21 protein-coding genes are annotated in these 24,267 nt (G+C 73.0%); 13 read left to right on the forward strand and 8 right to left on the reverse strand.

Features of this window, described 5'->3' with window-relative positions; genetic code table 11:
- Positions 1 to 186: 186 nt before the first annotated feature.
- Entirely contained in the window at positions 187 to 1,818 is a 1,632-nt protein-coding gene (locus QA634_RS13630; protein ID WP_012332534.1) for an acyl-CoA synthetase, read from the forward strand.
- A 534-nt stretch (positions 1,819 to 2,352) separates the two neighbouring features.
- On the opposite strand, the gene QA634_RS13635 is transcribed toward QA634_RS13630, so the two are convergent.
- Entirely contained in the window at positions 2,353 to 2,538 is a 186-nt protein-coding gene (locus QA634_RS13635) for a YdcH family protein (RefSeq protein ID WP_012332535.1), read from the reverse strand.
- 338 nt (positions 2,539 to 2,876) lie between these two features.
- Here QA634_RS13635 and QA634_RS13640 point away from each other — a divergent pair, with 338 nt between their 5' ends.
- The 3 genes from QA634_RS13640 to QA634_RS13650 all read left to right on the forward strand — a co-directional run bounded on the left by QA634_RS13640 (position 2,877) and on the right by QA634_RS13650 (position 4,933).
- On the forward strand, positions 2,877 to 3,095 hold the full coding sequence (locus tag QA634_RS13640; protein WP_012332536.1) for a YdcH family protein: 219 nt from the start codon (positions 2,877 to 2,879) through the stop codon (positions 3,093 to 3,095).
- A gap of 207 nt (positions 3,096 to 3,302) precedes the next feature.
- A complete protein-coding gene (gene purE, locus QA634_RS13645) occupies positions 3,303 to 3,800 on the forward strand; it encodes a 5-(carboxyamino)imidazole ribonucleotide mutase (protein ID WP_012332537.1) in 498 nt (165 codons plus the stop codon).
- A gap of 23 nt (positions 3,801 to 3,823) precedes the next feature.
- A complete protein-coding gene (locus QA634_RS13650; RefSeq protein WP_043701174.1) occupies positions 3,824 to 4,933 on the forward strand; it encodes a 5-(carboxyamino)imidazole ribonucleotide synthase in 1,110 nt (369 codons plus the stop codon).
- A 22-nt stretch (positions 4,934 to 4,955) separates the two neighbouring features.
- Here the strand turns inward: QA634_RS13650 and QA634_RS13655 are convergent, their stop codons facing one another.
- Positions 4,956 to 6,317: a serine hydrolase domain-containing protein gene (locus QA634_RS13655; protein ID WP_012332539.1), complete on the reverse strand. Its 1,362-nt coding sequence runs from the start codon at positions 6,315 to 6,317 to the stop codon at positions 4,956 to 4,958.
- A gap of 582 nt (positions 6,318 to 6,899) precedes the next feature.
- Between QA634_RS13655 and QA634_RS13660 the strand changes: the two genes are divergently transcribed.
- Positions 6,900 to 7,778, forward strand: coding sequence for a tetratricopeptide repeat protein (locus QA634_RS13660; protein WP_012332540.1), 879 nt, complete (start codon positions 6,900 to 6,902; stop codon positions 7,776 to 7,778).
- A 240-nt stretch (positions 7,779 to 8,018) separates the two neighbouring features.
- Here QA634_RS13660 and QA634_RS13665 read toward each other — a convergent pair whose 3' ends face one another.
- From QA634_RS13665 to QA634_RS13680, 4 genes are all read right to left on the reverse strand, one after another.
- Positions 8,019 to 8,465 (reverse strand): GNAT family N-acetyltransferase, encoded by a 447-nt coding sequence (locus QA634_RS13665; protein WP_012332541.1) that lies wholly within the window; start codon positions 8,463 to 8,465, stop codon positions 8,019 to 8,021.
- Between the two features lie 8 nt (positions 8,466 to 8,473).
- Positions 8,474 to 9,472: a class II fructose-bisphosphatase gene (gene glpX, locus QA634_RS13670; protein WP_012332542.1), complete on the reverse strand. Its 999-nt coding sequence runs from the start codon at positions 9,470 to 9,472 to the stop codon at positions 8,474 to 8,476.
- Positions 9,473 to 9,516: 44 nt separating this feature from the next.
- Positions 9,517 to 10,839 (reverse strand): homoserine dehydrogenase, encoded by a 1,323-nt coding sequence (locus QA634_RS13675; protein WP_012332543.1) that lies wholly within the window; start codon positions 10,837 to 10,839, stop codon positions 9,517 to 9,519.
- Between the two features lie 120 nt (positions 10,840 to 10,959).
- Entirely contained in the window at positions 10,960 to 11,646 is a 687-nt protein-coding gene (locus QA634_RS13680) for a ceramidase domain-containing protein (protein WP_012332544.1), read from the reverse strand.
- Between the two features lie 118 nt (positions 11,647 to 11,764).
- Here QA634_RS13680 and xth point away from each other — a divergent pair, with 118 nt between their 5' ends.
- The 8 genes from xth to QA634_RS13720 all read left to right on the forward strand — a co-directional run bounded on the left by xth (position 11,765) and on the right by QA634_RS13720 (position 20,090).
- Complete coding sequence (gene xth / locus QA634_RS13685) at positions 11,765 to 12,577, forward strand: exodeoxyribonuclease III (RefSeq protein WP_012332545.1); 813 nt, start codon at positions 11,765 to 11,767, stop codon at positions 12,575 to 12,577.
- Between the two features lie 196 nt (positions 12,578 to 12,773).
- Complete coding sequence (locus QA634_RS13690; RefSeq protein WP_012332546.1) at positions 12,774 to 14,378, forward strand: ABC transporter substrate-binding protein; 1,605 nt, start codon at positions 12,774 to 12,776, stop codon at positions 14,376 to 14,378.
- A 142-nt stretch (positions 14,379 to 14,520) separates the two neighbouring features.
- Positions 14,521 to 15,474, forward strand: a complete 954-nt coding sequence (locus tag QA634_RS13695) for an ABC transporter permease (protein ID WP_012332547.1) — start codon at positions 14,521 to 14,523, stop codon at positions 15,472 to 15,474.
- 4 nt (positions 15,475 to 15,478) lie between these two features.
- Positions 15,479 to 16,399 (forward strand): ABC transporter permease, encoded by a 921-nt coding sequence (locus QA634_RS13700; RefSeq protein ID WP_012332548.1) that lies wholly within the window; start codon positions 15,479 to 15,481, stop codon positions 16,397 to 16,399.
- Positions 16,396 to 17,439, forward strand: coding sequence for an ABC transporter ATP-binding protein (locus QA634_RS13705; RefSeq protein ID WP_012332549.1), 1,044 nt, complete (start codon positions 16,396 to 16,398; stop codon positions 17,437 to 17,439). The genes QA634_RS13700 and QA634_RS13705 overlap by 4 nt, the downstream gene beginning before the upstream one ends.
- Before the next feature lie 3 nt (positions 17,440 to 17,442).
- The gene (locus tag QA634_RS13710) at positions 17,443 to 18,453 is read left to right on the forward strand and encodes an ABC transporter ATP-binding protein (protein ID WP_012332550.1); all 1,011 of its coding nucleotides are present in this window, start codon (positions 17,443 to 17,445) and stop codon (positions 18,451 to 18,453) included.
- A 231-nt stretch (positions 18,454 to 18,684) separates the two neighbouring features.
- Positions 18,685 to 19,005, forward strand: coding sequence for a (2Fe-2S) ferredoxin domain-containing protein (locus QA634_RS13715; RefSeq protein ID WP_012332551.1), 321 nt, complete (start codon positions 18,685 to 18,687; stop codon positions 19,003 to 19,005).
- Positions 19,002 to 20,090, forward strand: coding sequence for a lysylphosphatidylglycerol synthase domain-containing protein (locus QA634_RS13720; RefSeq protein ID WP_012332552.1), 1,089 nt, complete (start codon positions 19,002 to 19,004; stop codon positions 20,088 to 20,090). The genes QA634_RS13715 and QA634_RS13720 overlap by 4 nt, the downstream gene beginning before the upstream one ends.
- A 126-nt stretch (positions 20,091 to 20,216) precedes the next feature.
- Here QA634_RS13720 and QA634_RS13725 read toward each other — a convergent pair whose 3' ends face one another.
- Both QA634_RS13725 and QA634_RS13730 read right to left on the reverse strand, forming a co-directional pair.
- Positions 20,217 to 22,304 (reverse strand): methyl-accepting chemotaxis protein, encoded by a 2,088-nt coding sequence (locus QA634_RS13725; RefSeq protein WP_043702381.1) that lies wholly within the window; start codon positions 22,302 to 22,304, stop codon positions 20,217 to 20,219.
- 470 nt (positions 22,305 to 22,774) lie between these two features.
- Entirely contained in the window at positions 22,775 to 24,115 is a 1,341-nt protein-coding gene (locus tag QA634_RS13730) for a cell wall hydrolase (protein ID WP_012332554.1), read from the reverse strand.
- Positions 24,116 to 24,267 lie beyond the last annotated feature (152 nt).

Consider the following 24,267-nt stretch of genomic DNA (forward strand, 5'->3'; position numbering starts at 1 on the left):
CCGCGGGGCGCCGGTCCGGCGCCGCGGCTCCTGGTTGGGGTGAGCTTTAAGCGACCCGCCGGCGCCGGTGAATCCGCCGATGCGCCTACGCCTTTGGTGGGACGGCCCGCATCTTGCGATTTTTCTCGCCGCGGCGGCCCGCTACATTGCGCCAGGGGCGCGCGACGCGCCACGGGAGGCATCCGCATGAGTGCCGGGACCATCTACGACCATGGCCTCGACCGGAATCCGGCCAATTTCCAGCCGCTGACGCCCCTCACCTTCCTGGAGCGCGCGGCCACCGTGTTTCCGGACCACGTGGCGGTGGTGCACGGGCCGCTGCGGCATTCCTACGCGAACCTCTACGCGCGCACCCGCCGGCTCGCCTCGGCGCTCGCGGCGCGCGGGATCGGGCGCGGCGACACGGTGGCGGTGATGCTCGCCAACACGCCGGCCATGATCGAGTGCCACTACGGCGTGCCGATGACCGGCGCCGTGCTCAACACCCTCAACACCCGCCTCGACGCGGCGATCATCGCCTTCTGCCTCGATCACGGCGAGGCCAAGGTGCTGATCACCGACCGGGAATTCGCGCGGGTGATCAAGCCGGCGCTGGCGCTCGCCAAGGTCAGGCCGCTCGTCATCGACTACGACGACCCGGAATTCGGCGGCGAGGGCGAGCGCCTGGGCAGCCTGGATTACGAGGCCTTCCTCGCCTCCGGCGACCCCGCCCACGCCTGGTCCCTGCCCGGCGACGAGTGGGACGCGATCTCGCTCAACTACACGTCCGGGACCACGGGCGATCCGAAGGGGGTCGTCTACCATCACCGCGGCGCCTCGCTGCTCGCGGTCGGCAACGTGATCACCACCGGCCTCGGCAAGCACCCGGTCTATCTCTGGACCCTGCCGATGTTTCACTGCAACGGCTGGTGCTTTCCCTGGACCCTGTCGGTGGTGGCGGGCACGCATGTCTGCCTGCGGCAGGTGCGGGCCAAGCCGATGTACGACGCGATCGCCGATCACGGCGTCACGCATCTCTGCGGCGCGCCGATCGTGATGCAGCTCCTGCTGAACGCGCCCGCGGCGGAGCGCCGGGCGCTGCCGCACCGGGTGTCGTTCTTCACCGCCGCCGCCCCCCCGCCCGAGGCGGTCCTGGCCGGCATGGCGGAGGCGGGCTTCGACGTGACCCACCTCTACGGCCTCACCGAGACCTACGGGCCGGCGGTGGTCAACGAGTGGCACGCGGATTGGGACGCGCTGACCAAGCCCGAGCAGGCGGCCCGCAAGGCGCGCCAGGGCGTGCGCTACCCGCCCCTCGAAGCGCTCGACGTGCTCGATCCCGAGACGATGCGGCCGGTGCCGGCGGACGGGCAGAGCCTCGGCGAGGTGATGTTCCGCGGCAACGTGGTGATGCGCGGCTACCTCAAGAACCCGACCGCCACCCAGGCCGCGTTCCGGGGCGGCTGGTTCCACTCGGGCGATCTCGGCGTCAAGCACCCGGACGGCTACATCCAGCTCAAGGACCGCTCGAAGGACATCATCATCTCGGGGGGCGAGAACATCTCGTCGATCGAGGTGGAGGAGGCCTTGTTCAAGCACCCGGCCGTGGCGGCGGCCGCGGTCGTCGCCAAGCCGGACGAGAAATGGGGCGAGACGCCCTGCGCCTTCGTGGAGCTGAAAGGGTCCGAGATGGTCTCGGCCGAGGAGCTGATCGGCTGGTGCCGGCAATCGCTCGCCGGCTACAAAGTGCCCAAGCACGTCGTCTTCACGGAACTCCCGAAGACGTCGACCGGCAAGATCCAGAAATTCGTGCTGCGGGAGATGGCGAAAGCGCTGTGACACGACATCCGACGGGTTGCGTCACCATGCAGATGTCGGCTTCGCTCACGCGCCGCGCAGGCTCGTGATCCGGGATCCGCTGCGATCAAGCGGATCCCGCATCATCCGCTGCCCGGACGTGATCGTCCGGGCAGCGGATGATGCGGCGCGGCCGATGAGGTCCCCCCTCTTCCCGGGCCCGTTCGGCCCCGCATGGCGGGAGCGGGGCGGACGGAGATCCGGAGACAAGGGGGACTTGGGGGGACTTGGGAGGGGGACTTGGGACAGGCCGGGCCTTGAGAAACCGTGCCGCCGGCGGCCTTCGATCGCTCTGCGGAACCGGTGCGCAGAGAATCGTGCGAGGGGCCGGCGCGGCGGCCGCGCGACCGCGGCGCGGCGTGTCGATGGAGTGTCGTGGGGGATGGCTCGCCTGGACCGCGAGCGCCTCGTCCGAACCGGGACGGTGTCGGGATCCTCACCGCACCGACCGCCACGCGGTCGCCGGGACTTCCGTTCCGTTCGAACGGGGCCGCCCGAGGTCTGGCGGCGCGGAGCCTAGTGCACCACGCGCGCCGCGCTGGTGCGAAGTCGGTTGATCTCGTCCTTGAGGTGCAGCTTGCGTCGCTTGAGCTCGACCACCCGGAGGTCGTCGGTCGAGGGATGGGAGATCGCGTCCTGGATTTCGCGCTCGAGCGCCTCGTGCTTGCGCTCGAGTTCGGACAGATGCGTCTGCAGCGACATCGGCTGAGTCCTCCTGTCATGGTTGCGACATAAGCAGATTGCCACAGGCCGGGGCGCCTGTCGAAGGCATTCGTCGCTGCACTGCACGGTGACGCCGCGGCGACGACAGGACGACACTCGCGGCAGCACGGCGGTTCAGCGTTGCCCGCCATCCCGGAAGCGTTGCCGTTGCGGCGTTTCGACGATGCCGCCGGGGCGCGCCGGGCGAGGATTCCGCTACGACACGACGCAGGGAGAACGGGCCGGACGCCCGCGCGGCGGGGCCAGCCCCCCAACCTCCGCCTTGCTGGAATCGGCGGCCTGGCGCATCCTCCGCGCAGGGCGTCGGGATGGACGATATGGCGTTCGAGTTGAGTGCGGAATCGGCGGCCGAGTACGAGGCGGAGCTGGCGCGCCTGCGCGAGGAGCACCGCGACCTCGACGACGCGATCGAGGCGCTGATGCAGCTCGCGAGCGGGGACCGGCTGCAGGTCCAGCGGCTCAAGAAGCGCAAGCTCGCCCTGCGGGACCGGATCAGCTTCCTGGAGGACCAGCTCACCCCGGACATCATCGCCTGAGGGCGGCCGGCCCGACCATCGTGCGGTTGCGGCGCGCCGCCCGGGCCGCTAGTGCGGGGAGAGGGCCCGGCATCGCGGGGCGGTTCCGTTCCGGGATCCGAACCATCGGTTCGGCACCCGGATCCTCGACCCGCGCGGCGCCCGAGCGAAGCCGATTTCCGCATTGCGGGGCAATCGACCGGAAATCGTACGGGAGGGCGTGAGAGCATGGCGGCATCGCCCGCGGTCGCGGTCATCATGGGCAGCCAGTCGGACTGGGCCACGATGCGGCACGCCGCCGAGACCCTCGACGCCCTCGGGATCGCCTACGACGCCCGCATCGTCTCCGCGCATCGCACGCCCGAGCGCATGGTCGCCTTCGCCAAGGGCGCCAGGGCGGCGGGATTCCAGGTGGTGATCGCGGGGGCGGGCGGCGCGGCGCACCTGCCCGGCATGGTGGCGTCGCTGACGCCGCTGCCGGTCCTCGGCGTGCCCGTGGAGTCCAAGGCGCTCTCGGGCCAGGACAGCCTGCTGTCGATCGTGCAGATGCCGGCCGGCATCCCGGTCGGCACGCTCGCGATCGGCCGGGCCGGCGCCGTCAACGCCGCGCTCCTCGCGGCCGCCATCCTCGCCCTCTCGGATCCCGACCTCGCCGCCCGGCTCGACGCGTGGCGCGCCCGCCAGAGCGGGGCGGTGGCCGAGCGCCCGGATTCCTCCGCCCCGTGAGTGCCGAGACCAGCGACCCGCCCATGACTCAGCCCACCCCGCTCGCCCCCGGCCGCACCGTCGGCATCGTCGGCGGCGGCCAGCTCGGCCGCATGATCGCGCTCGCCGCGGCGGCCTACGGCCTCAAGGTCCACGTCTACGCGCCGGACGACGACAGCCCGGCCTTCGACGTCGCCGCCGCCCGCACGGTGGCGGCCTACGAGGACGAGGCGGCCCTCGCCGCCTTCGCGGCGGCAGTCGACGTCGTCACCTACGAGTTCGAGAACGTCCCGCGCCGGACCGCCGAGATCCTGTCCGCCGCCAAGCCCCTGCACCCGAGCGCCGCGGCGCTCGCCACCACCCAGGACCGGCTGGCGGAGAAGAGCTTCGTGGCGGGGCTGGGCATCCCCACCGCCCCGTTCCGGGCCGTCGACGACGCGGCGGGCCTCGCCGAGGCGGTGGCCGCGCTCGGGCTGCCCGCCGTGCTCAAGACCCGCCGCTTCGGCTACGACGGCAAGGGTCAGCGCATGCTGCGCCCGGATGCGCCGCTCGACGCCGAGGCGGTGATGGCGTCGCTCGGCCACCAGCCCTGCATCCTGGAGGGCTTCGTGCCCTTCGAGAGCGAGGTCTCGGTGGTGGCGGCCCGGGCCGGGGACGGCACCTTCTCGGCCTACGATCCCTGCGGCAACGAGCACCGCGACCACATCCTCGACCGCACCCTGGTGCCGGCGCCCGGGATGGACCCGGAGAGCTGCGAGGAGGCGCTCGGCATCGCCCGCCGGATCGCCGAGGCGCTCGGCTACGTCGGCGTGCTCGCGGTCGAGATGTTCCTGGTCCGGGGCGGCGACGGCCGCGCCCACGTCGTCGTCAACGAGATCGCCCCGCGGGTGCACAATTCCGGGCACTGGACCATCGAGGGCGCGCTGACCTCGCAATTCGCCCAGCACGTGCGGGCGATCTGCGGCTGGCCCCTCGGCGCCACCGGGCGGGTCGGCGGCGCCGCCGTCGAGATGCGCAACCTGGTCGGGCCGGCGGTCGAGGCGTGGCGCCAGATCCTCGCCGAGCCCGGCAGCCACCTCCACCTCTACGGCAAGGGCAAGGCCCGCCCCGGCCGCAAGATGGGCCACGTGACGCGCCTGCTGCCGCCGGCCTGACGGCGGCAGCAGGCGCGCCGCCTCAATCCGCGATCGCGGCGTAGACCAGCTGCTTGAACGCGCGCCGGTAGAAGGCCCGGCTCGGGCCCGGCGCCTGGGTCATGATCACCACCGCGAGATCCTCCCTGGGATCGACCCAGAAGAAGGTGCCGGCGTAGCCCGCCCATATGAACTCCCCGGCCGAGCCCGGCACCCCGGCGATCCCCGCCTCCTTGCGCACCATGAAGCCGAGCCCGAACGTGTAGCCGGGCACGCCCATCAGCAGGTCGCCCGGCGTGGCGACGGGCCGGATGCGCTCGCCGAGATGGTCGGAGGTCATCAGCTCGACGCTCTTGCGGCTGAGGATCCGCGTGCCGGCGAGGCGGCCGCCGTCGAGCATGGCCTGCGCGAAGCGCAGGTAATCCGCCGCCGTGCCGTAGCCGCCGGCCCCGCCCGAATCGTTCCGCGGCACCGCGCCGTCGATGAGCCGGTTGGGCGCCCCGGTGGCCGGGTCGGTGGCGAGCGGCAGCGCGATCCGGCCCGCCTTCTCGGGCGGGACCGAGAAGCCGGTCTCGGTCATGCCGAGGGGCCGGAACAGGCGCTCCTCCAGGAAGGCGCCGAGCCGCTTGCCGGAGACCTTCTCGATCACGCGGCCGAGCACGTCGACCGCGAGGCTGTACTGCCAGACCGTGCCGGGCTGGTAGGCGAGCGGGGCGGCGGCGATGCGGCTCGTGAATTCCTCGGGCGTGAGGTCGGTGGTGTTGTAGTCGAAATCCGGCTTGTACAGGCCGGCTTTGACGTAGGCGGCCTTGACCAGCGGGTTGGTGGTGATCTCCCCGTAGGCGAGCCCGGCCGTGTGGCGCAGCAGATCCTGCACGGTCGGCGCGCGCTCGGCCGGCACGAGGTCGTAGGCCACCTCGCCGAGGGCGTTCGGCTTCTGGACCGCGACCTTCAGGTCCTTGAAGTCCGGCAGGTGCTTGGCGACCGGGTCGGTCAGCTGGAGCGCCCCGTCCTCCACCAGCATCATCGCCCCGACCGAGACCAGCGGCTTCGTCATCGAGTAGATGCGGAAGATCGCGTCCTTGGCGAGGGGCTCCCCGGCCGGCCGGTCGCGGAAGCCGAAACTCTCCGCGAAGGCAAGGCGCCCGTGCCGGGCGATCATCACGACCGCGCCCGGGAGCCGGCCGGCCGCGACCTCGGCCTCGATCACCCGCCCGATTCCCTTCAGGCGCTCCGAGGAGAGCCCGACCTCCTCCGGACTGGCCGGCGCGAGGACGTCTCCGCCGCGCCGCGCCGCGGGGGCCTCGGCCAGGACGGGCCCGGCGAATCCCAGCAGCAGGGCCGTCATCCCGGCCAGCATCGTCCGCCGCAGGCCCCCGCGGGGCCCGCGCTCCGTCTCCCTCATCGCATCCTCCCTCGTCCGCGGGCCTCTGTCGGACCCGGGTGCAGCACTCTAAGCGCAAACGCCCCCAGGATGCTGACGCATCGGGGCGTTGACCATCCCGGATTGTCGACACCAAGCCAAAGGCTTGGCGAGACGGCTTGGCGGGACGGCTTGGCGAAAAGGCTTGGCGACGATCCGAGAACGGAACCAGCGGTCACGAGAAATCACCGCCGGGATAAGCGCAAACGCCCGACGGGATTCCGCTCAGAGTCGCGATCCCGCGTCACTTCCGCCGCCGAAGCGGTCATCGCTTCGGCGAAGGATATGGCGAGGCCGTCCCGGCGAGGCGCGGGCGGCAGCCGCGCGCCGCCTGCGGCGCCGGCGCCACAGAGGGCGCCTCCCCGCACCGTCCGGCCCGGCGCACCCGGCCGCAGCCACACCTTCGCCACATCGGCCCTGTGAAGCGGGGCCACGCGGACGCTTAAGGCGGCATTCACCGCGATCCCCGACGGTCCATTCCGGACGGGATCACGCGGGTGCCGCGATCCGATGGGGTGACAGACCGCGCGGCCAGGGCTTGCGCCGCCGCTGGGGGACGAGGGGATGAAGGCTGTGATCGTGCTGCGCCGGACGAAGCCGGCGGCCGTGCTCGGAGCGACCGCCCTCGCGGCGTTGCAGCTCGCCGGCTGCGACACCGTCAGCCGCGCCACCGCGACGCGGCAATTCGCCGTGCTGGAGACCGACAAGACCGGCGCGGCCGACGTGAACATCGCCTCGCTCACGGACGTGATCCAGCGCAACCCGAGCGATCCGGCCGCCTACAACACCCGCGGCGCCGCCTATGCCCGGGCGGGCAATTACGGCGAGGCGATCGCGGACTTCACCAAGGCGGTGCAGCTCGATCCGAATTCCGCCTCGGCCTACAGCAACCGGGCGCTGGCCTACCGTCAGTCGGGCCGCAACGACGCCGCGCTGCAGGACTTCACGCGCGCCCTCACGGCCGATCCGAACTACAGCGCGGCCTATATCGGGCGGGCGAACCTGCAGCGGGCGATGGGCAATTACGAGGCGGCCTACTCGGACCTGAGCCAGGCGATCCGCCTCACGCCCGAATCGGCGGAGGCCTACCACGCCCGCGGCCTGGTGCGGCAGGCGCAGGGCCAGCACCGGGCGGCGATCGGCGATTTCGACGCCGCGATCGACCGCAACCCCTTCGTGAGCGCCCCCTACGCGGCCCGCGGCCAGAGCCTGATCGCCACGAACCAGTACGACAAGGCGATCGAGGACTTCAACGCGGCCCTGAACGTGAACAACAAGGACGCGGATTCCTGGGCCTATCGCGGCGTCGCCTACGAGAAGTCGGGCCGTCGCCAGGAGGCGATGGAGAGCTACCAGCGCGCCACGGCGATCGACCAGAACAACGCGGTCGCCCGCCAGGGGCTCGGGCGTGTGCAGGGCGGGATGGCCTCGCTGTTCCGGTGAACCGTCGCGCGCCGCTCCGGCCCGATCCGTGCGGCGCGCGCCGCGTCCCCGATGCGGATGTGGCGGCCGCCGCAGCGCGCCCGACATGCTGCGCCGAAAGCCCCGGCCGCTCACCGCCTCATCCGCCATCCGGTTGATGGCTTCGCCATCTCCCATGTCGGCCATGCGGATGTCGTCTTCGCTCAGGCGCCGCGCTCAGGCGCGTGATCCGGGAGCCGCTCCGATCAAGCGGATCCCGGATCACAGGATCTTCCGGTACTGGATGAAGCCCGAGCGGTCCGCCAGCGTGTCGTAGAGCGCGCGGGCCGTGATGTTGCCCTCCTGGGTCAGCCAGTAGACCCGGCTCGCCCCCGCCTCCCGCGCCTTCTCGTAGACGGCCTCGATCAGCGCGCGCCCGGCTCCGCGGCCGCGGGCCGCCTCCGCCGTGAACAGGTCCTGCAGGTAGCAGTAGGGTCCCACCGTCCAGGTCGAGCGGTGGAAGATGTAGTGCACGAGGCCGATCACCGCCCCGTCCGCCTCCGCCACCAGCCCGTGCATCGGCTCGGACGGATCGTGCAGGCGCGCCCAGGTCGTGTCGCAGACCTCGGGCGCGACGCTCCCGCCGTAGAAGCGCAGGTAGCCCTGCCAGAGGGGCTCCCAGACGGCCCGCTCGTCGGGCCGCAACGGCCGAACCAGAGGAGCCGTCATCGCGCCTCCTACTTCAGGTGGAACTTGGTGAAGTCGCGGTGCTCCGCCTGGATGCGGCGCACCGTGCCCGTGTGGGATCGATAGACGATCGTGTCGGTCTGCACCACCTCCCGCCCGAAGCGGACGCCCTTGACCAGGGCGCCGTCGGTCACGCCGGTGAGCGCCACCACCACGTCGCCGCGGGCGAGATCCTCCAGGTCGTAGCGGCGGTTGGGATCCTGCACGCCCATCTTGGCGGCGCGGTCCCGCTTCTCCTGGGTGTCGAGGATCAGCCGCCCCTGCATCTGGCCGCCGATGCAGCGCAGGGCGCCGGCCGCCAGCACGCCCTCGGGGGCCGCGCCGATGCCGAGATAGATGTCGATCCCGGTCTCCTCCGGCATGGTCGTGAAGATCACGCCGGCCACGTCACCGTCCGAGATCAGGCGCACGCCGGCGCCCGTCCGGCGGATCGCCGCGATCAGGTCGGTGTGGCGCGGCCGGTCGAGGACGAGGGCGGTGATCTCCGAGGGCGGGACCCCCTTGGCCTTGGCGAGCGCCTGGATGTTGTCCTCGGGGCTCGCGTCGAGGTCGACCACGCCGCGCGGATAGCCGGGGCCGACCGCGATCTTGTGCATGTAGACGTCCGGCGCGGCCAGCAGCGTGCCGCCCTCCGCCATCGCCATCACGGCGACCGAGCCCGGCATGTCCTTGGCGCAGAGCGTGGTGCCCTCGAGGGGATCGACCGCGATGTCGACCTTCGGCCCCTGGCCGTTGCCGAGGGTCTCGCCGATGAACAGCATCGGGGCCTCGTCGCGCTCGCCCTCGCCGATCACCACCGTGCCGGCGATCGGCAGGCGGTTCAGCTCGCGCCGCATCGCGTCGACGGCGGCTTGGTCGGCGGCCTTCTCGTTGCCCTGGCCGCGCAGGCGGGCGGCGGCGACGGCCGCGCGCTCCGTCACGCGCACCAGTTCGAGGGTGAGGATGCGCTCGATGATCGGGCTCGGGGCGGCCTTGGTGGCGTCCGACATGCGGTCAGGTTCCTCGTCAAACTCTGTCAGGGCGGCGCGGGCCGTCAGTCCCGCTCGATCCGGATGACCTGCGGCGGCTCCGAGAGGAAGCCGTCCGCCGCCATCGCGTCGAGGCTGGCGCGGATCGCCGCCTCCGTCGCCGCGTAGGTGATGAGCACGAGCGGCACCGGCATGCCCGATCGCCCGTGCGGGTCCTGGGCGGCCGCGTTCTCGGAGCGGCGCTGCAGGATGCTCTCCAGCGAGATCTCGCGCTCGGCCATCCGGGCCGCCACGCCCGCCGCCACGCCCGGCCGGTCGTGCACGGTCAGGCGGATGTAGTAGCCGCCCTCGTGGCGCTGCATCTCGGCCCGGGGCGGGCGCACCAGCGAGCCGGCCGGGCGCCCGAAGGCCGGGACGATCCGGCCGGCGGCCACGTCGGCGATGTCGGCGACCACCGCCGAGGCGGTGGCGTCGCCCCCGGCGCCGGGACCGATCAGCGTCAATTCGCGCAGCGCGTCCGTGTCGATCGTGACGGCGTTCGTCACGCCCATCACCTGCGCGATCGCCGAGGAGCGCGGCACCATGGTCGGGTGCACGCGCTGCTCGATGCCGGCCGGCGTCGCCTCGGCCACGCCCAGGAGCTTGATCCGGTAGCCGAGTTCCTCGGCCATGCGCAGGTCGAGGGGCGTGATCGCCGAGATGCCCTCGACCGAGATGCCCTCCGCGTCGATCTCGCTGCCGAAGGCGAGGCTGGTGAGCACGGCGAGCTTGTGGGCGGTGTCGAAGCCCTCGACGTCGAAGGTCGGGTCGGCCTCCGCGTAGCCGAGGGCCTGCGCGTCCTTCAGGCAGGCCTCGAAGGTCAGGCCCTCCAGCTCCATCCGGCTCAGGATGTAGTTGCAGGTGCCGTTCAGGATCCCGTAGACCCGCGAGATCGCGTTGCCGGACAGCGCCTCGCGCAGGGTCTTGACCACCGGGATGCCGCCGGCCGCCGAGGCCTCGAAGGCCAGCGCCGCGCCCGCCCGCTCGGCCGCCCGGGCGAGATCCGCGCCGTGGCGGGCGAGGAGCGCCTTGTTGGCGGTCACCACGTGCTTGCCGGCGGCGAGCGCCGCCTCGACGGTGGCGCGGGCCGCGCCCTCCGCCCCGCCGATCAGCTCGACCACGCAATCGACCTCGCCCGAGCGGGCGAGGGCCACGGGATCGTCGAACCACGCCACCTCCGCCAGGGAAAGGCCGCGGTCGCGGCCGCGGTCGCGGGCCGAGACGGCCGTCACGGTGATCGGGCGCCCGGACGCGGCCGTCAGCACCGCGGCGCGGCGCTCCAGCATGCGCATGACGGCGGCGCCCACCGTGCCGAGGCCGGCGACGCCGAGGCGGAGGCTCTGAGTCATGCGCGCATCCAACGACCTTCGCGGCGCCCGAAGCGCGGCCTCAGGCAGACGCGGACCTTCTGCAACGATTTCCGGGCCCGTGCAAGGAAGCGCGGGCCGGCCTTTCCCGAGCGGACGGGATCAGCCCGGCGGCTCGCGCCCTGCTTGCGCGAGCAGCGTCACGAGTCCGGCGAGCAGGGCCGCATTCATCACGTGCCACAACCAGTGGATGCCGATCGGGATCGCCCCGCAGAGCGGCGCGTCGAGGGTGCGGGCGGCGAGCGAGGCGAGGAACAGGCCGGAGAGGCCGAGCATCGCCGATCCGGCCTGGACGCGGGCGGGCCGCGCCGAGGCGCGCAGGGCGGCGCCGACGCCCAGCAGGGCGAGCAGGGCGGGCAGGTAGGCGAGCGAGCCGTTCGTCGCCGCCGCGAGCCCGCGGCCGGCGAGCGCCGAGAGGCCCGGCTCGAAGCCTAATCCCGCCGCCGCGAAGGCGAGGGTCGCGAGCGCGCTCCGTCCCGCGCCGAGGCCGAGCAGCCGGTGCAGGGCGAGGAAGAAATAGGCGTGGATGAAGATTGCGATCGGCAGCACGTCGGCGAGTTCGGCCCAGCGCACCGCGAGCGTGTGGAACAGGAAGCTGCCGATCCCGATCACGCCGATCAGCGCGGCGAGCGCCAGCGAGGCGGCGTTGCGGGGCCGGCGCCCGGCCCGGGCGAGGAGCAGCAGGCACGCCGCCAGGAAGGCCGCGTTCGAGACCGCGTTCAGCGGCTCGGCCCAGAACCCCGCATCCCCGCGCTCGCAATAGGCGCGAACCGGCTCCCACCATCCCATCGGCCAAGCCCCCCTCGCCCCGCCTCTCCTTGCAAAGGCTCGGCGAAACCCCGATGACGGGCGCCGCCCTCCTCGCGCGCGACGCGGGCACGGCCCTCCTCGGCGGAAGCGGGTTGCGATGCGGATCACCACCTGGAACGTCAACTCGATCAGGCAGCGCCTCGGCCACCTGCTCGCCTTCCTGGAGGAGGCCAAGCCCGACGTGGTCTGCCTCCAGGAGCTGAAATGCGTCGACGAGAGCTTCCCGCGCACCGAGATCGAGGAGGCGGGCTACGTGGTGGCGACCCACGGCCAGAAGGCGTTCAACGGCGTCGCCCTGCTGGCGCGCCAGCCCCTGCCCCTGCGCGAGCTGCGCCGCGGCCTGCCGGGCGATCCCGAGGACGCCCAGGCCCGCTACATCGAGGCCCTGATCCCGACGCCGGCGGCGAACCTGCGGGTCGCCTCGATCTACCTGCCGAACGGCAACCCGGTCGGGACGCCGAAATTCGACGACAAGCTCGCCTTCCTGCGCCGCCTCACCGCCCACGCGCGCCAGCTTCGGGAGCGGGAGGAGGTGCTGGTGCTGGCCGGCGACTACAACGTGATCCCGGAGCCGGTCGACGTGGCCGATCCCGCGGCCTGGCTCGGCGACGCGCTGTTCCGGCCCGAGAGCCGCGCGGCCTTCCGGGCGCTCCTCAACGAGGGCTTCGCCGACGCCCTGCGGGCCTGCGACGAGCGGCCCGGCCTCTACACCTTCTGGGACTACCAGGCCGGCGCGTGGCCGCGGAATCTCGGCATCCGCATCGACCACCTGCTGCTGTCGCCCCAGGCCCTCGACCGGCTGGTCTCCGCCTCGGTGCAGAAGCACCTGCGCGGCCTGGAGAAGCCCTCGGACCACGTGCCGGTGACCGTCGAACTCGATCTCGACCGACCGGCCGCTGCCTATTTCTGAAGCAATCCGCTCCGCCGCATCCTTGCCTGCACGTCTATGCGACGCATTCGCGCCGGCCCTGATCCGAGGGCCGATTGATCGCGGCTTTCCTGCCTTCGGTTTAGTCGCCTCGACGACGGCCTCCCGGCCGCGCCCCGGCGGACGATGGCAGGCCTCTTGCTAAGCCCCCGGCGCCAACAGAAGCGCGAGGTGTTCCGTGAGGCCATGGTCTTTCCGCAGCCCGATCCTGGGTCTCGTTCTCGCTGCCGTCCTGGCCCTGCCGGCCGCGGCGCAGGGCGTGCTCCGCATCGGGATGACCGCCTCCGACATCCCGCTGACCACCGGCCAGGCGGACAATGGCGGCGAGGGCATGCGCTTCATGGGCTACACGGCCTATGACGCGCTCATCAACTGGGACCTCGGCAGTGCCGACAAGGCCTCCGAACTGACCCCGGGCCTCGCCACCGCCTGGAAAACCGACCCCGACGACACGCGCAAGTGGATCTTCACCCTGCGCGAGGGCGTGACCTTCCACGACGGCTCGCCCTTCGACGCCGACGCGGTGGTCTGGAACCTCGACAAGCTCCTCAAGAACGACAGCCCGCAATTCGACCCGCGCCAATCGGCGCAGGGGCGCACCCGCATCCCGAGCGTGGCGAGCTACCGGGCCGTCGACCCCAAGACGGTCGAGATCGTCACCAAGACCCCGGACGCCACCTTCCCGTTCCAGATCGCCTGGATCCTGATGTCCTCGCCGGCGAACTGGGAGAAGCAGGGCCGCAGCTGGGACGCGGTCGCGAAGGCGCCCTCCGGCACCGGCCCGTGGAAGATCACCACCTTCGTGCCCCGGGAGCGGGCGGAGCTCACCCCGAACAAGGCGTACTGGGACAAGGCGCGGGTGCCCAAGCTCGACAAGCTGGTGCTGATCCCCCTGCCCGAGGCCAATGCCCGCGTGGCGGCCCTGCGCTCGGGCCAGGTCGACTGGATCGAGGCGCCGGCCCCGGACGCGCTCGCGTCGCTCAAGGCGGCGGGCTTCCGGATCGTCACGAACCTCTACCCGCACAATTGGACGTGGCACCTGTCGCGGGTCGAGGGCTCGCCCTGGAACGACATCCGGGTCCGCAAGGCGGCGAACCTCGCGGTCGACCGCGAGGGGCTCAAGGAGTTCCTGGGCGGCCTCGCGGTGCCGGCCGAGGGCTTCATGACCCCGGGCCATCCCTGGTTCGGCACGCCGGCCTTCAAGGTGAAGTACGACCCCGAACAGGCCAAGGTGCTCCTGAAGGAGGCCGGCTACGGCCCGAACAAGCCGGTCACCACCAAGATCCTGATCTCGGCCTCCGGCTCGGGTCAGATGCAGCCTCTGCCGATGAACGAGTTCATCCAGCAGAACCTCGCCGAGGTCGGCATCAAGGTCGATTTCGAGGTCGTGGAATGGAACACGCTCATCAACATCTGGCGCGCCGGCGCCAAGAGCGAGAGCGCGCGGGGCGCCACCGGCATGAACTACTCCTACCTGATCCAGGATCCGTTCACCGCCTTCATCCGCCACGCCCAGTGCAACCTGGCGCCCCCGAACGGCACCAACTGGGGCTCCTACTGCGACCCTGAGATGGACAAGCTGTTCGATCAGGTTCGCACCACCTTCGATCCGGCGGCGCAGACCGCCGTGCTGCGGAAGATCCACGAGAAATTCGTCGACGACGCGCTCTTCCTGATGGTGACGCACGACGTGAACCCGCGGGCGATGAGCCCGAAGGTGAAGGGCTTCGTCCAGGCGCAGAGCTGGTTCCAGAACTTCTCGTCGATCTCGATGGACAAGTGACCCGGCCCGCGCGGCAGGCGTCGACCCGGCCCGCGCGGCGGGCCGGGCCGCCATCGGGGAACGCCGCCGTCCGGAAAGCCGGTCCCGCGCCCGCGCCGCGCGCTCCGGGCGCCGGCCGCCACTCACGGAGGCCCGAAGCCCCATGCTCTCCTTCGTCCTGAAGCGCGTCGCCTACGCGGCGCCGGTCGCCCTCGGGGTGAGCCTCGTCTGCTTCCTCCTCGTGCACCTCGCCCCGGGCGATCCGCTGAGCGCGATCCTGCCCGTCGACGCCACCGCCGAGATGCAGGCGCAGATGCGCGCGGCCTACGGCTTCGACAAGCCCCTCCCCGTCCAGTACGGGCTCTGGCTCTGGAAGGTGCTGCACGGCGATCTCGGCACCTCGATCGCGACCGGCCGCCCGGTCGCCGCGGAGGTCGGCCGCGCGGTCACCAACAGCCTGATCCTGGCCGCGGTGGCGACGCTGATCGGCTTCACCTTCGGCACCTTCTTCGGCTTCGTCGCCGGCTACGCCCGCGATTCCTGGCTCGACCGGCTCGCCTCGGCCGTCGCGGTGTTCGGGGTGAGCGTGCCGCATTACTGGCTCGGCATCGTGTTGGTGATCGTGTTCTCGGCGACGCTCGGCTGGCTGCCGCCCACCGGGGCCGGGCCGCAGGGGTCGGGCGATTGGTGGCCCGACGCGGAGCACCTGCGCTACCTCGTGCTGCCGGCCATCACCATGTCGGTGATCCCCATGGGCGTGATCTCCCGCACCGTGCGGGCGCTGGTCGGGGACATCCTGCACCAGGACTTCGTCCAGGCGCTGCGCGCCAAGGGCCTGTCCGAGTTCGGCGTGTTCCGGCACGTGGTCAAGAACGCGGCCCCCACCGCCATCGCCATCATGGGGCTGCAGCTCGGCTACCTGCTCGGCGGCTCGATCCTGATCGAGACCGTCTTCGCGTGGCCGGGCACCGGCTTCCTCCTCAACGCGGCGATCTTCCAGCGCGACCTGCCCCTCCTCCAGGGGACGATCCTGGTGCTGGCGATGTTCTTCGTGACCCTCAACCTCCTGGTCGACGTGGTGCAGACCGCCCTCGACCCCCGCATCCAGAGGGCCTGAGCCGATGACGCCTCCGACCACCCTCGCCTCCGCCGATCCGGGCGCGGCGGCCCCCGCGGAGAGCGCCGAGGCCCCGGTCCAGGCCGGCCGCGGCTACTGGGGCAGCGTCCTCTCCCGCCTCCTGCGCGACAGGGTCGCGATGGCCGCCCTGCTGGTGATCCTCCTGATCGTGCTCGCGGCCGTCTTCGCCCCGCTGATCGCTCCGATGGATCCGTTCAAGGGCTCGATGATCCGCCGCCTCAAGCCCGTCGGCGACGCCACCTACCTGCTCGGCTCCGACGAGCTCGGCCGCGACATGCTGAGCCGCCTCCTCTACGCGGGCCGGCTCTCGCTGTTCATGGGCGTGCTGCCGGTGGTGATCGCCTTCTTCGTCGGGTCGGGCCTCGGCATCCTGGCGGGCTACGCGGGCGGCTGGGCCAACACGCTGATCATGCGGGTCGTCGACGTGTTCTTCGCCTTCCCGTCCGTGCTCCTCGCCATCGCGCTCTCGGGGGCGCTGGGGGCGGGAATCCTCAACTCGATCGTGTCGCTCACCGTGGTGTTCGTGCCGCAGATCACCCGCGTGGCCGAGAGCGTGACGGTCCAGATCCGCAATCGCGACTACGTGGAGGCGGCCCGGATCTCGGGGGCGAACCCGCTCCGCGTGGTGCGGGTGCAGGTGCTCGGCAACGTGCTCGGCCCCGTCTTCGTCTACGCGACGAGCCTGATCTCGGTCTCGATGATCCTGGCCTCCGGCCTCTCCTTCCTGGGCCTCGGCGTGAAGCCGCCGGAGCCCGAATGGGGCCTGATGCTCAACACCCTGCGCACGGCGATCTACGTGAACCCCCTCGTGGCGGCGCTGCCGGGCGCGATGATCTTCGTCACCTCGATCTCCTTCAACCTGCTCTCGGACGGGCTGCGCTCGGCCATGGAGGTGCGCTCATGAGCGAGACGCTCGACCCGCGCGACCGCGGCGGCCCCGCCCAGCCCCTGCTCTCGGTGCGGGGCCTCGTGAAGCATTTCGGGTCGAAGGGCGGGCTGTTCGGCAAGGGGCCGGTGGTGCGGGCCGTCGACGGCGTCGACTTCGACATCCTCAAGGGCGAGACGCTCGGCGTCGTCGGCGAGTCCGGCTGCGGCAAGTCCACCACCGCCCGCCTGCTCATGCAGATCATCGCGCCGGACCAGGGCGACGTCGTCTTCGACGGCGAGCTCCTCGGCTCGCGCGCCCTCGACCTGAAGTCCTATCGCCGGCAAGTGCAGATGGTCTTCCAGGATTCCTACGCCTCGCTCAACCCGCGCCTCACCGTCGAGGAGACGGTGGCGTTCGGGCCGCAATCGCACGGGCTGTCGCGCCGCGCGGCGCTCGGGCGCGCCCACGACCTGCTGCGCCGGGTCGGGCTGGAGCCGCGCCGCTTCGGGGCGCGCTACCCGCACGAGGTCTCGGGCGGCCAGCGCCAGCGCGTCAACATCGCCCGGGCCCTCGCGCTCGAACCGCGCCTGCTCATCCTCGACGAGGCGGTCTCCGCCCTCGACAAGTCCGTCGAGGCGCAGGTGCTCAACCTCCTCACCGATCTCAAGCGCGAGTTCGGCCTGACCTACATGTTCATCTCGCACGACCTCAACGTCGTGCGCTTCATGTCGGACCGCGTGATGGTGATGTATCTCGGCAAGGTGGCCGAGCTCGGCCCGGCCGACGCCATCCTGGCGAGCCCGCGCCACCCCTACACGGCGGCGCTGCTGGCCTCGCAGCCCTCGACCGATCCGGGCGCCCGCATCGAGGAGGCGCCCCTCACGGGCGACCCGCCGAACCCGATCAACCCGCCGCCCGGCTGCCGCTTCCACACCCGCTGCCGCTTCGCCGCCGCGATCTGCGGCGCGCGCGAGCCCGGCCTCGACGAGGTCGCGCCGGGCCACGCCGCCGCCTGCCACAGGGCGGTGGCCGGCTCCGGCCACCCCGAGGCCCCCGCCCTCCCGATGGCAGCCTGATCCATGAACGCACCCCTGCGCAGCCCCGAGGCGGCGGCCGCCGACGCCCTCGTCGAGGTCCGCGGCCTCACGGTGGATTTCCTGGGCGGCCGCAAGCCGGTCCGGGCGGTCGGCGGCGTCGACCTCGACCTGCGGGCCGGCGACGCCCTGGCGCTGCTCGGCGAATCCGGCTCGGGCAAGAGCGTGACGCTGCGCGCCCTGATGCGGCTCCTGCCCGAGAGGCGCACCCGGATCGGCGGCAGCCTGCGGGTCGACGGCCAGGACGTCCTCGCCCTCGGGCGGCGCAGCCTCGCGGCCTATCGCGGCGGCACGGTCTCGATGATCTTCCAGGATCCCGGCCTCGCCCTGGATCCCGTCTACCGGATCGGCGACCAGATCGCCGAGGCGGTGGTCCGCCACGAGGGCGCGAGCTTCGCGAAGGGGCGGGCGCGGGCGCTCGAACTCTTCGAGCGGGTGCACATCCCCTCGGCGTCGCGCCGGCTCGACGCCTACCCGCACGAGATGTCGGGGGGCATGCGCCAGCGCGCCATGATCGCGCTGGCGCTGGCCTGCAAGCCGAAACTGCTCCTCGCCGACGAGCCGACCACCGCCCTCGACGCGACCGTGCAGATCCAGATCCTCCTCCTGCTGCGCGAGCTGCAGCGGGATCTCGGCCTCGCGGTGATCTTCGTGACCCACGATGTCGGGGTCGCCGTCCAGGTCGCGGACCGGGTGGCGGTGATGTATGGCGGCCACCTCGTCGAGGTCGGGGCGAGCGGCGAGGTGATCGGCACGCCCGCCCATCCCTACACGCAGGGACTGCTCGCCTCGCGCATCACGCCGGCCTCGCCGAAGGGCGTGCGGCTCGCGACCATCCCGGGCTCGCCGCCGGACCTCGCCGATCCGCCGCCCGGCTGCCCCTTCGAGCCCCGCTGCGCCCGCGCGGCGCCGCCCTGCCGGGCGGGTCTGCCGCCCCGGATCGCGGTGGCGCCGGGCCACGCGGCGCGCTGCGTCCGCCTCGGCGCGTCACCCTGACGGCGCGAGCGTGGCGGAACCGCCGCGCGACCTCGGCCGTTCCGCGATGGTCGCGTCCGTCGCAGGCAAGTCGCTCCCGTGCCGAAAGCCCCCTTCCCGTCCCGCCGGAGCGATCGCCCGCGATCCTCCGGCGCTTCCCCGTGTCGCGGGGCGCCGCAGCATGCCGCGTTGCGGGGCCGGCCGGCCCTCGCTACCTCCCCGGCCGGCCCGTCGGGGGCCCGGAGGGACGGTGTGAGCGCGAGCGACAGCGCGGTGCGGCGGCCGAGAGCGGCCGCGGCGCCCTGGAACGACCTCGTCGTGGTCTGCGCGAAATGCGCCAAGCGGCAGGGCCTGGGCGGCCGGGTGCGCAAGGACCTGAAGCGGGCGCTCAAGCGCGCCCGCCCCGAGCGCAAGGTCCGCGTCGTCGAGACCGGCTGCCTCGGCCTCTGCCCGAAGCGCAGCCTCACCTTCGCGACGCCGGCCTCCCTGCGGGCCGGGCGCCTCCTCGTCCTCGATCCGGCGACGGAGGCCGAGACCATGGCGGAGATCCTGGTGCCGGAGCCCCACCGGTGAGCGGCGGCCCGCCCGCGGCGACGCGCCGGCTCGCCCGCGCCCTGATGCGGCGCGTCCCCCTGATCGGGGCGCTCGCCGGCCTCGTCCTCGCCCTCTGGCTGGTGAGCGTGCACGATCTCTCCGCGGTCGCCACCGCCTTCGGGCGGATCGGCCCGGCGGGCCTGGCGGCCGTGGTGCTGGTGCGGGCGCTCGTCGTGCTGCTCTGCGGCCTCGCCTGGGCCCGGGTGGCGGGGGTGCCGCAGATCGGTGCCGGGCCCTTCGTGCTGCTGCGCTTCGTGCGCGAGGGCGTGAACGTGCTCCTGCCCGTCGCCTCGGTGGGCGGCGAGGTGCTGGGCGGGCGTCTCCTCACCTTCTGGGGCGTGGCCGGGCCGGTCGCGGCGGCGGGCATCGTGGTCGACCTGTTCTTCCAGATCGTCGGCCTCGCCCTGTTCGCGCTGTTCGGGATGGTCCTGCTGCTCCGGGTCGAGGGCGAGCAGGCGGCGCAGGTCGCGGCCTGGTGCGCGCAGGGTCTCGCCCTCGCCGCCCTGGTCCTCGGCGGCTTCTACGCGGTGCAGCGCTTCGGCGGCGCGGGCGCGGTCGAGCGCCGGATCGCGGCGCTCGGGCGGCGCTTCATGCGCGAGGCCTCCGGGACCGCGCCCGAGATCGGCGTGCAGCAGGCCCTCGACGCGCTCTGGGACCTGCGGCGCTGGCGGGTGCTGGCGGAGGGGTTCCTGCTGCACCTCGCGGCCTGGTTCGCGGGCGCGCTGGAGATCTGGATCGCCCTCACCTGCATCGGGGTGGAGCACGTCTCGCTGACCGAGGCGCTGGTGCTCGAATCGCTCAGCCAGGCGATCCGCTCGGCGGCCTTCCCGGTCCCGAGCGGCCTCGGCGTGCAGGAGGGCGGGCTGGTCCTCCTCGGCGGGCTGTTCGGCGTCGATCCCGGGACGGCGCTCGCCCTCTCGCTGGTCAAGCGCGTGCCGGACGTGGTGCTCGGCCTGCCCTCCCTCCTGCTGTGGCAGGCGATCGAGGGGCGCCGCGAGGCGGTGGCGCGCCCGGCCGCGTGCGGGGCGCGCATGGCGGGGTCGCTGCCGCGGGTGGAAGGCTGAGCGGGATCCGGATCGGTCCTCGCGGCCGTCCGGAGCCTTGCCGGGCCGGCGCGCGCCGCGGAAGCGGTGCGTCGGGCCCGGCGGCCCGGCGAATCCTCGTCCGCGGCGACGCCGCGGCACCGTCGGTCAGGCGGCCCGGACCGAGGCCACGAAGCGCACCATCTCGGCCCGCAGCACCTCCGCCTGGCGCGCCAGCTCGCTCGCCGAGGCCAGGATCTGGTCCGCCCCCGCCCCGGTCTCGGCCGCGGCCCGGGCCACATCCGCGATCGTGGTCGTCACCTCCGAGGTCCCGGCCGAGGCGTGGCTCACCGACTGCACGATCTCCCGCGTGGCCGCGCTCTGCTGCGTCACCGCCGCGGCGATCGCCGCGGCCGTGGCGTTGATCGTCGCGATCGTGCGCGAGATGCCCTCGATCGCCGGAACCGCCCGCTGCATCGTCCCCTGGATCGCCGAGACCTGCCCGGCGATCTCGCTGGCCGCCTTGCCGGTCTGCTCGGCCAGGCTCTTCACCTCCGCGGCCACCACCGCGAAGCCGCGCCCCGCCTCGCCGGCCCGCGCCGCCTCGATCGTGGCGTTCAAGGCCAGCAGGTTGGTCTGGCCCGCGATCCCGGAGATCATCTCGATGATCGCGCCGATCCGCGAGGCGCCCGCCGGCAGGTCCGCCACGATGGCGGCGGTCGCCGTGGCCTCGTGGACGGCCCCGCTCGCCAGCTGGGCCGCGTGCTCGACCTGCCGGCCGATCTCGACGACCGAGCTGCCGAGCTCCTCGGCGGCGCCGGCCACCGCGGTGACGTTGCCGGCGGCCTGCCCGGCGGCGGCGGTGACGGTGCGCGACTGGCGCGAGGCGTGGTCGGCCGAGCCGGTCAGGTGCTGGGCGGTGGCCTGGAGTTCGGTGGCGGCCGAGGACACGACCTGCACGATGCCGCCGACCGAGTGCTCGAAGGCGTCGGCCAGCTCGGTCATGGCGCGCCGGCGCACGGCCTCGCCGTCGCGGCGGGCGGCCTCGGCCTCGGCCTCGAGGGTGCGGTTGCGGGCCAGCCCGTCGCGGAAGACGTGGACGGCCTCGGCCATCGAGCCGATCTCGTCGCGCCGGCCGACGCCCGGGATGGCGGCGTCGAGGTCGCCCGAGGCGATGCGGTGCATGCTGGCGGTCATGGCGGCGAGCGGCCGGGTGACGCGGGTCCGGATGAGCCAGAAGGCGGCGGCGGCGATGGCCAGCATGGACGCGAGGGTGAGCCAGGCCAGCCGGGCCTCGGACCGCGCCCGGGCCGAGAGGTCCTCGATCCGCGCGATCGCGCTGTCGAAGGCGGCGTCGCGCGCCTCCAGCACGATCCGCCACATCTTGAGCGTCACCTCGCGGAAGCGCGGCGCATCCATGCTGAACTGGCCGGTAGCGAATTCCGTGCCGAGCGAGGCGCGCAGGGCCTTGAAGGGCTCGTGGTAGCCGGCGGTGGCCTGCCGGATCGCCTCGCGCAGGGCGGGCGCGGTGGTCGGGCGGGCGCCGGTCGCGGCGATGCGGGTCCAGATCGGGTGCAGCTGCCCGTCCAGCTGGGTGAGCGTGGTGCGGGTCGCCTCGGGCACCGGCTTGCCCTGGACGATCAGGTTCTGGAGGACGCCGCCGATGCGCCCGGCCACGTCGCGCAATTCCCACACGGTGAGAGCGAGATCGCCGGCGCCGAAGGCGACGCCGTCGACCTGCGCGATCGCTGCCAGCTGCGCGTGGATCATGCCGATGATCGCCTCGTTCATCCGGCTCGTGGTGTCGATCGCGGCCTCGGCGGCGTTGCCGCGCTGCGCGATCGGCACGCCGCGGATCATCTCCTCGCTGCGTCGGCGCAGGTCGGCGAAGACCTCCCGCTGGCGGTCGAGTTCGGCCCGAACGGGCGCGAGTTCAGGCAGCGCCTCGACGAGTTGCCCGACCGCGGCCTGCGCGGCCCGGAAGGCGGCGTCGGCCGGCTTGCGGGCGTCGATCAGGGCTTGGCTCTGGGAGGTGTCGCCGGGCGCCACGGTGCCGAGCTGCAGCTGCATGAGGCCGCGCTCCGGATCGGCCGCGGCCGGGATGTCGGCGAGCGCCTTCGCGGCCTTCAGCCGGGTCAGGGTGACCGCGTAGGTGTCGAGGTGCTGCTGGTGTCCGAGGCCGATCCAGAGCGCCAGCCCGCAGCCGAGCAGGGCGAGCGCGAGTACGATCGTCGGAAGCAGCCTTGCGAGCCTCATCATTGTTCCCTGTTCGGCAGATCGACAGCACACGGGTCGGGCGCCGTCCGCGCGGAACGGCGCTGCGCGGATCTGGCCCGACTTGGGACGACGACCGCCGGCGGCTATGCCGGGGCCGACCTTGAGACAAGCCACGTTCCTTGCGGAAATACGTATAAGGCGCGTTTCCTTACGTTTAGTAAGATGCGGTTGGCGTTGTGCTTCGTGCCTCGGGGGCAGCGCCCCGCGGCGGGGCAATGCCGAGCGCTCCTCCCCATCGGTCTTTCCGCCGCTCTCGCCTCGCCCGCGAGGGCGGCGCGAGCCGCGCGGGTGCCGCGCCTCGCCGCGCGGGTGCCTGCGAGCCCTCCGGCCCGGTTCCCGGCGGCCTCGGCCCGGGAGGGGCGTGCGACGGGTTTCGACGCGGCGCGATCGATCGTCGCCGCGCGCCGCGCGCGGCGGGCCGCCCCGCAAGGCACGGGCGGCGCCGGCCCTCAGGTCTGGCCGGGCTTGAGCTGGTAGAAGATGTGACGGCCGATCACGTCCATCTTCTTGAGCCGGCGCGACCAGCGCGGGCGGACGTAGTCGGCGTGGTAATGGGTCGCCCCGCCGACATCGGCGAGGTAGGTGCGGCCCTCGACGACCTCCCGGGCCACGCGCGTCGCGGTGGTCCAGGCGCTCTCGTCGGTGATGCGCAGCGAGCGGCCCTCGCAGGCGAAGGAGAACTGGCAGCCGAGGTAGCGGTGCCGGTTCTGGTAGACCACCCCGCAGATGTTGGACGGGTAGAGCCCGCTCTTGGCGCGGTTGAGCACCACTTGCGCCACCGCCGCCTGGCCCTGCTCGGGTTCTCCGCGCGCCTCGAAATAGACCGCCTCGGCGAGGCAGCGCTGCTCCTTCTCGGCATTGTCGGGCGTGATCAGGGCCGCGTAGCGGCGCCGCGCCTCCTCGGTCGGCAGCACCTCGGGGCTGATCCGCGCCGCATGGGTGAGGCCGGGGCGCGCGTCGAGGCGCGAGGACGGCAGCCCGCCCACGACCGGGGCCGCCGCGACCTCGATCGGGATGGCGTCCGCCGGGGCCGGCGTCGTCGAGGACAATGCGACGGCGCGGGGCACCGCCGGGGTGGCGCCGTCCTGGCGGGCGTCCTGGGTCCGCCCGCCGGTCGAGGCGCCCCGCGTCTCGTCGCTGGCGGCGCTCGACGGGGAACTCTCGGAGGACCGCTCGCCGCCCACCGGCGGGCTCCCGCCCGGTGGAAACGGCACGAAGCCGGTCTCGTCGGGGTCGGGCGTCCAGGTGGCCGGCCCGGGCGTCAGGGCGGCGGCGACGCCGCTCCCGGCGCCGCCGAGCCAGCCCCTGCGCAGGGAAGCGAGGCGCCGCCGCGCGCTCTCCTGGCGCCCAGGCGCGAGGGCGTCCGCCTTGGCCGCGCGCTGCGGCAGCGGCGTCGGCCCGGCATGGGACTTGAGGTCGGGATGCAGCGGCGCCGCGTCGAGGGGCTCGGCGAAGAGCCCGCTTGGCGGGACCAGCCCGCTTGGCGGGACCAGCCCGCTTGGCGGGACCAGCCCGCTTGGCGGGACCAGCCCGCTTGGCGGGACCAGCCCGCTTGGCGGGACCAGCCCGCTTGGCGGGACCAGCCCGCTTGGCGGGACCAGCCCGCTTGGCGGGACCAGCCCGCTTGGCGGGACCAGCCCGCTTGGCGGGAGAGGCGGCGACGCGTGGGCCGAGAGGAGCGCCACCGTGCTGGCCCCGAAGGACGAGTCGACGCCGGCCGCCGCCGTGAACGAGACCAGGACCCCCCCGGCCACGAGCCACGGCGCCGTCGCGGCGCCGATCCAGCGCACGCCTCGCCCTCTTCTCCTGCGCCCTGCTCCCACGTTCCGATCCCACGGCTGTTGCGCCAGAAGCCGCGTGACGGCCGGGGACGATGATCGGGAAGTATGGTTGAGCGGGCGTTAACGGCGGCGCCTCGCCCAGGCGGCGAGGTGCCGGACGG

The organism is Methylobacterium sp. CB376 (genome assembly GCF_029714205.1).
Classification (GTDB): domain Bacteria; phylum Pseudomonadota; class Alphaproteobacteria; order Rhizobiales; family Beijerinckiaceae; genus Methylobacterium.